General features: G+C 43.1%; 6 protein-coding genes and 1 tRNA gene. All 7 read left to right on the forward strand.

Annotated elements, in window-relative coordinates; all coding sequences use genetic code 11:
- Positions 1–195 precede the first annotated feature (195 nt).
- Positions 196–267: transfer RNA gene (locus LI074_RS16455), tRNA-Glu, on the forward strand.
- Between the two features lie 141 nt (positions 268–408).
- On the forward strand, positions 409–975 hold the full coding sequence (locus tag LI074_RS16460; protein WP_226839674.1) for an RNA polymerase sigma factor: 567 nt from the start codon (positions 409–411) through the stop codon (positions 973–975).
- Positions 962–1,330 carry a DUF4179 domain-containing protein gene (locus LI074_RS16465; RefSeq protein WP_173698427.1) on the forward strand — a complete coding sequence of 123 codons (369 nt, stop codon included), beginning with the start codon at positions 962–964 and terminating at the stop codon, positions 1,328–1,330. The genes LI074_RS16460 and LI074_RS16465 overlap by 14 nt, the downstream gene beginning before the upstream one ends.
- A complete protein-coding gene (locus tag LI074_RS16470) occupies positions 1,314–1,940 on the forward strand; it encodes a histidine kinase (protein ID WP_173698428.1) in 627 nt (208 codons plus the stop codon). Before LI074_RS16465 ends, LI074_RS16470 begins: the two co-directional genes overlap by 17 nt.
- A complete protein-coding gene (locus LI074_RS16475; RefSeq protein ID WP_173698429.1) occupies positions 1,937–2,560 on the forward strand; it encodes a PrsW family glutamic-type intramembrane protease in 624 nt (207 codons plus the stop codon). Before LI074_RS16470 ends, LI074_RS16475 begins: the two co-directional genes overlap by 4 nt.
- A 154-nt stretch (positions 2,561–2,714) precedes the next feature.
- Complete coding sequence (locus LI074_RS16480; protein ID WP_173698430.1) at positions 2,715–3,035, forward strand: hypothetical protein; 321 nt, start codon at positions 2,715–2,717, stop codon at positions 3,033–3,035.
- A 21-nt stretch (positions 3,036–3,056) separates the two neighbouring features.
- Positions 3,057–5,673, forward strand: a 2,617-nt coding sequence (locus LI074_RS16485; protein ID WP_265107683.1) for a hypothetical protein, incomplete at its 3' end; no start/stop codon positions are given.

Consider the following 5,673-nt stretch of genomic DNA (forward strand, 5'->3'; position numbering starts at 1 on the left):
AGATATCTAATCCTTTTAGGAATAAATATCTTCTGCTTTTAAGTTAATGACATTGCGTAAATACAGGGTTTTTGAACGAAAAATTCGAGAAAAATAAAAAAATTGAAATTTTTTTAAAAAAGTACTTGCATTTTAGAAAAAGATGGTGTATATTAAATGAGTCGACAGCGAAGAGCGAACGACAGACAAGTAAATGGCCAGTTGGTCAAGGGGTTAAGACGTCGCCCTCTCACGGCGAAAACACGGGTTCGATTCCCGTACTGGCTGCTAAAAAATAGTGAGAATTTAACCAGAGCTTAGGCTCTGGTTATTTTTTTGTCAGGGATTTCTCCTGACATGTTGTATGTCTTCGCAGACAAAAATGATTCACGAACCTGGAGCTTTCATCTGACAATAGAGGAGTAATACTTGGAAAGGAAGAACGATATGGTCACTGATGAAGAACTTTATGGGCAATATCTGTGCGGTGATGAGACAGGACTTGAACTATTAATAAAAAAATACGGCGACCCGCTGACCTTATACATCGATGGTTATCTGCATGACGTCCATGAAGCGGAGGATTTAATGATGGAAACCTTTTCCTGGTTGTTTACGAAAAAGCCCCGCATCCGGGATGGATGTTTTAAGGCTTACCTCTATAAAGCAGCACGGCACATGGCTTTGCGCCACAAAAGCAGACGGCGGATTTTCTTCAGTCTTGACGACCTGGCCAGAGAACCGGAGGCACAAACGCTGGTGGAGGAGATCGTCCGCACAAAAGAACGGAATCAGATCCTGCATCTCTGCATGGACGAGTTAAATCCAGATTATAGGGAGGCTCTTTATCTGACCTATTTTGAGGGCATGAGCTATCAACAGGCAGCTAAGGTCATGGGGAAAAGTGTAAAGCAGATCACAAATATGGTGTATCGGGGAAAAGAACGTTTACGCGGATTATTGAAACGGGAGGGTATTGCAAATGCTGAAAAATGAGGAACGGATTGCAGAGATAAAACGGCGTATTGCAAAAAAAGAACAACAGCAGAGAATGCGGCGCAGACGGATTGTCTCTGCTGTCTGTATAGCGGCATGTTTTGCAGTAATCGTTGGGTTTTCATTTGCCATGCCCGGTATTGTCGGACAGATCGAACCCGGTACTTCTTCAGGCTTTGAAACTGCGGCAACAATTTTGGGCGGCAGCACCGCATTGGGATATATGGTGATCGGACTGCTGGCTTTTATCCTCGGCGCGTGCGTGACTATTCTGTGTTTTCGCATCCATCAGCTGAACAAAGAGGAGCAGACGGAGAAACAAAAGGAGGACAATGGGGATGGAGCTGATCAGTAACCTTTTTCAATTCGCTGTTACCCTGTTGGGCTTTTGCATGAGTGGTATTCGGTATCTGAAAGATCGAAAACAGACATATTTCCTGCTGACCTGCTTTTACGGCTGCTTTGCCCTTGGCTCTCTTTACTGGACGCTGTATCTGCTTCTGTTTTCTGAAACACCGCAGGTCTTTTATGTGTCAGAGTTTGGCTGGGTAGCCAGCGTGATTTTCCTTTATCTTCTGCAATACACCCTTTCCTCTGCGGAGGAAAGAGACTTTTCGACACGGAAATCTCTGATAGCTCCTCTGATCGGCATTCCGCTTTGTGCGTTTTACTGCACCTTTGGAGATATTCTTTCCAATCTGCTCTGGTGTGGCATGATGATTGTTGTTTCTTATCATTCTATCCGGGGTCTTGCTTATGCGCAGATACAGACAGGAACAGCGTGTAAGATGCGGTATTTTCACATTGGGGTGCTGTGCTATGTGGCGGTGGAGTATGCTCTTTGGATCTCCGGCTGTCTGTGGCCGGGTTATTCCATTTCCGCTCCCTATTGCTGGCTTGATCTCCTGCTTACAGGCTGCCTGTTTGCACTGCTGCCAGCCACAGGAAAGGCGGTGCAGGTATGACATATATTGAAAACGTATTTCTTTGCATGGCCTCGCCCCTGCTGATCGCTGCTCTGTGTATGGGAAAGCGGCAGAGAAAATTCTTTCTGTTCTGCTTTGCCGGGATGGGTGTCTGTCTACTTTCCGCATACATCAACACCTTTTTCGCTGCACTTTATAAAGCGGACACCTTTGCAGCTACCACAGAGATCGCCCCGGTGGTGGAGGAAGTGATGAAACTTCTGCCATTGCTCTTTTATCTGCTGATATTTGAGCCGAAAAGAGAGCAGATTAAAAATACCGCCGTAGTTATAGCTCTTTCCTTTGCCACATTTGAAAACATCTGCTATCTGATCCAAAACGGAGCCGGACATTTTTCTTTTATTTTCTTCCGTGGTATTGGGACTGGAGCCATGCATGTGATCTGTGGAGCTATTGTCGGCGGTGGTCTTGCATATGTGTGGCAGAGAACATGGCTGAAGATTGCCGGAACCTGCGGTCTGCTGGGCGCAGCAATCACCTTTCATGCAATTTATAATCTTCTGATCGCCTATGGTGGTGCAGCACAGTATATTGCTTATCTGCTGCCTGTACTGATCCTGGCAGCGGGAAAACTGATCTTCCGCAGTTTGATACAATAATATAACCTGTTTTTTCCTCTTTTGGGAGCTGTTTCGGCAGCTCTCAAATTTTTTTGAAAAAATTTAATTTTCAGGTGAGAGTTTTTCACTTTTTTTGTACCTATATAAGTGAAAGGACTTTTTAGGACTTTTTTGTGAAAGGAGGTTGGAAGATATGTACGATACAGAAAAGCGTATCGAATTGGTAAAAAAGCGAATGCATGAATACCACCGCCGCCAGGAGCGGCGCACAGTCTGCCGGCTGTCTGTTCTGTGTACCCTGTTATTCCTGTCTCTCGTTGGAACAATGGGGATAATGCACAGCCAGCCAATAGACATCACGGGAATGTACGGCGCAATCCTGCTGCATGAGGACGCGGGCGGTTATGTGTTGGTGGCTGTCATTTCCTTTACTGTGGCAGTCGTGATTACCGCATTATGTATCAAATTCAGAAAAAAAGGACAAAAGAGTCAGGATGCAGAAAATCATGTATAAAGAAAGGAAAAGGTGAAAAGTATGAGGAAAAAATTATTAGCCGGGATGCTGGCACTTGCACTGTGTTCTACAAATATGCCCCTTCAGACCATATTTGCGGAGGAATTTACTTCCGGAAATCCAGATGTAGTGTCTGAGGAAGAAACTCCGGAGATTTTTACCAATGAAGAGCAGGAAGCTGTAGGAGAGACAGATGAGGAACTGTCTGTATTCAGTTCAGAAGAGGTTCCTGAATTTAATGATGCCCCCGATGAGGCAATGGCTGCTGCGGAAAATGAACAAGCTGGAGAAATTGATTTAGCTGATAACGATAAGGTTATGAACGGAGTTTATACTATAAGTTCGGCAGGAGATTACAAATTCACATGTAGCCGGGAAACAGGAAATAGAATTGTGGTTGATGGAAAGAAAATTTCAGCGAAAGACAGCATCAACATTTATCTTAATAAAGTAAATATCAATACATCTGCTGGTCCGGCACTGCGAATAAATCTTAATGTTGAAGCTACAGTCACTATCCATTTAACAGGCACAAATAGTCTTATAACAAAGAATAACTATTATGCCGGTTTACAGAAAGATAACAAAGCTCGGCTTATAATAAAAACCAATAATTCAGATGCTACTGCAGGAATCTTAAATGCTCGTAGTATCGATGGGGATAGCGCCGGAATTGGTGGCGGCTTTTACGGCTCCGTCTCTTGCAGTAATATTATTATTGATAGTTGTTCTGTAATTGCTAGTTCTAAGTATGGTGCTGGAATTGGTGGCAGCAAGCAACGCGCTGGCAGTGTCAGTGATATTATCATTAATAGTAGTTCTGTAACTGCTAGTTCTACGGATGGTGCCGGAATTGGTGGCGGCGGTTACGGCGCTAGCAGTGTCAGTGGTATTACCATTAATAGTAGTTCTGTAACTGCTAGTTCTACGAATGGTGCCGGAATTGGTGGCGGCGGTTACGGCGCTGACAGTGTCAGTGATATTACCATTAATAGTAGTTCTGTAACTGCTAGTTCTACGAATGGTGCCGGAATTGGTGGCGGCGGTTACGGCGCTGACAGTGTCAGTGATATTACCATTAATAGTAGTTCTGTAACTGCTAGTTCTACGAATGGTGCCGGAATTGGTTCTGCCGGTGGCACCTGTAGCAACATTGGCATTAGTGGTGGATCCGTAAAGGCATATTCTGATCGTATGCCAGGCATTAATTGTACCCCCCATAATGGCAACTCAACAAATGTTTATTGTTGTATTATTAAAAATGAATATTTTTTACCAGTAACGATAGATAGTGAATCCTGGAAGCCAAGTTATCATATTTTTCCTGATTCTACAAAAGACGGTAATCTGTACGTCTGGTTAACTGAAAAAGAAAATAATGACGCTTATGATGTAACTGTTGGAACCGAAAAAAGGCAGTATTCTTTCGATCAGGCAAAAAACCAATTTGTACGTATCCAAACAACTCCTACCGCTGACCAATTTGATTATACGCAGCCCAATTTTACATATACTAAAGATACCCATGTTGATATTAGTAAATATATTAAATGGAAAGATGATGTCACCGGTCATGGTAAAATTACTAAAGTAACGTATTTTAAAAAAGGAGATAAAACTCCACTCGCAGACAGCCCCACAGATGCAGGTACTTATACTTTTAAGATTGATGTGAATGAAGGTGACTACTACAAATCAGTCGATAGTATATCTGCACCAGAATGGGAATTTGTCATTTCAAAAGCACAAGCACCTTCAAGCAAGCCAACCGATACCGATCCTACATATGTTTCATGGTTATGTAAGAAAGTCGAAGATGTTAAAGGCCTTTTTAATGATGACTGGAAATGGAGCGGTTCCGATATTTCTAAAGAATTACCTGTAGGAAAAGAAGTTTCCGCTACAGCAGTTTACACTGGCGAAGACGCAAATAATTATGAAGAAACATGGGTTGTATTTAAAATCACCAGAAAAGCATGTACACACCCACATACCGCAGAACGTTACTACTCCTCTCCATCCTGCACTTCCAGCGGATACAGTGGAGATACCTACTGCACAGACTGTAATGAAACACTTTCCTATGGTTATACAATTTCCGCATACGGACATGACTATGATAACGGTGTTATCACTACAGAACCAACTGCCGAAACTGACGGAATCATAACTTACACCTGTAAGCGTTGCAAACATCAGGATACAAAAACCCTCGGAAAACTTGGTGATGGGGAACCTTATATTGAGGGAAGTTTCCAGAAGAAAGGCTGGGATGCTGTCAATGATCTGATCAAGGCTTCCCAAGAAAAAGATACCATCTCCATTATCATGAATGGGGCTGAGACACTTCCTGCCACTGTTTTATCCGAAATAAAAGGCAAGGATATTTCCCTGAATCTCGATATGGAGAATGGTTTCATCTGGAAGATCAATGGTACTTCCATTACAGCAGAAACACCTGCAGATACCGATCTTTCTGTTACAAATACAGAAGAATATATCCCGGCAGCATTATACAGCCTGATTTCCACAAACCAGAATGATTTCGGTTTCCATCTTGGAAGAAGCGGAGCTTTCGATTTTCCGGCTGTGCTTTCTGTAAAGGCAGATGCTTCCTGTGCAGGACTTATGGCAAATC

This window comes from Blautia sp. MSK18_10, from assembly GCF_020553185.1.
Classification (GTDB): Bacteria; Bacillota; Clostridia; order Lachnospirales; family Lachnospiraceae; genus Blautia_A; species Blautia_A wexlerae.

Coding starts and splice junctions, on each gene's coding strand:
- LI074_RS16465 (WP_173698427.1), top strand. CDS start 962: ATGCTGAAAAATGAGGAACGGATTGCAGAGATAAAACGGCGTATTGCA.
- LI074_RS16475 (WP_173698429.1), top strand. CDS start 1,937: ATGACATATATTGAAAACGTATTTCTTTGCATGGCCTCGCCCCTGCTG.
- LI074_RS16480 (WP_173698430.1), top strand. CDS start 2,715: ATGTACGATACAGAAAAGCGTATCGAATTGGTAAAAAAGCGAATGCAT.
- LI074_RS16470 (WP_173698428.1), top strand. CDS start 1,314: ATGGAGCTGATCAGTAACCTTTTTCAATTCGCTGTTACCCTGTTGGGC.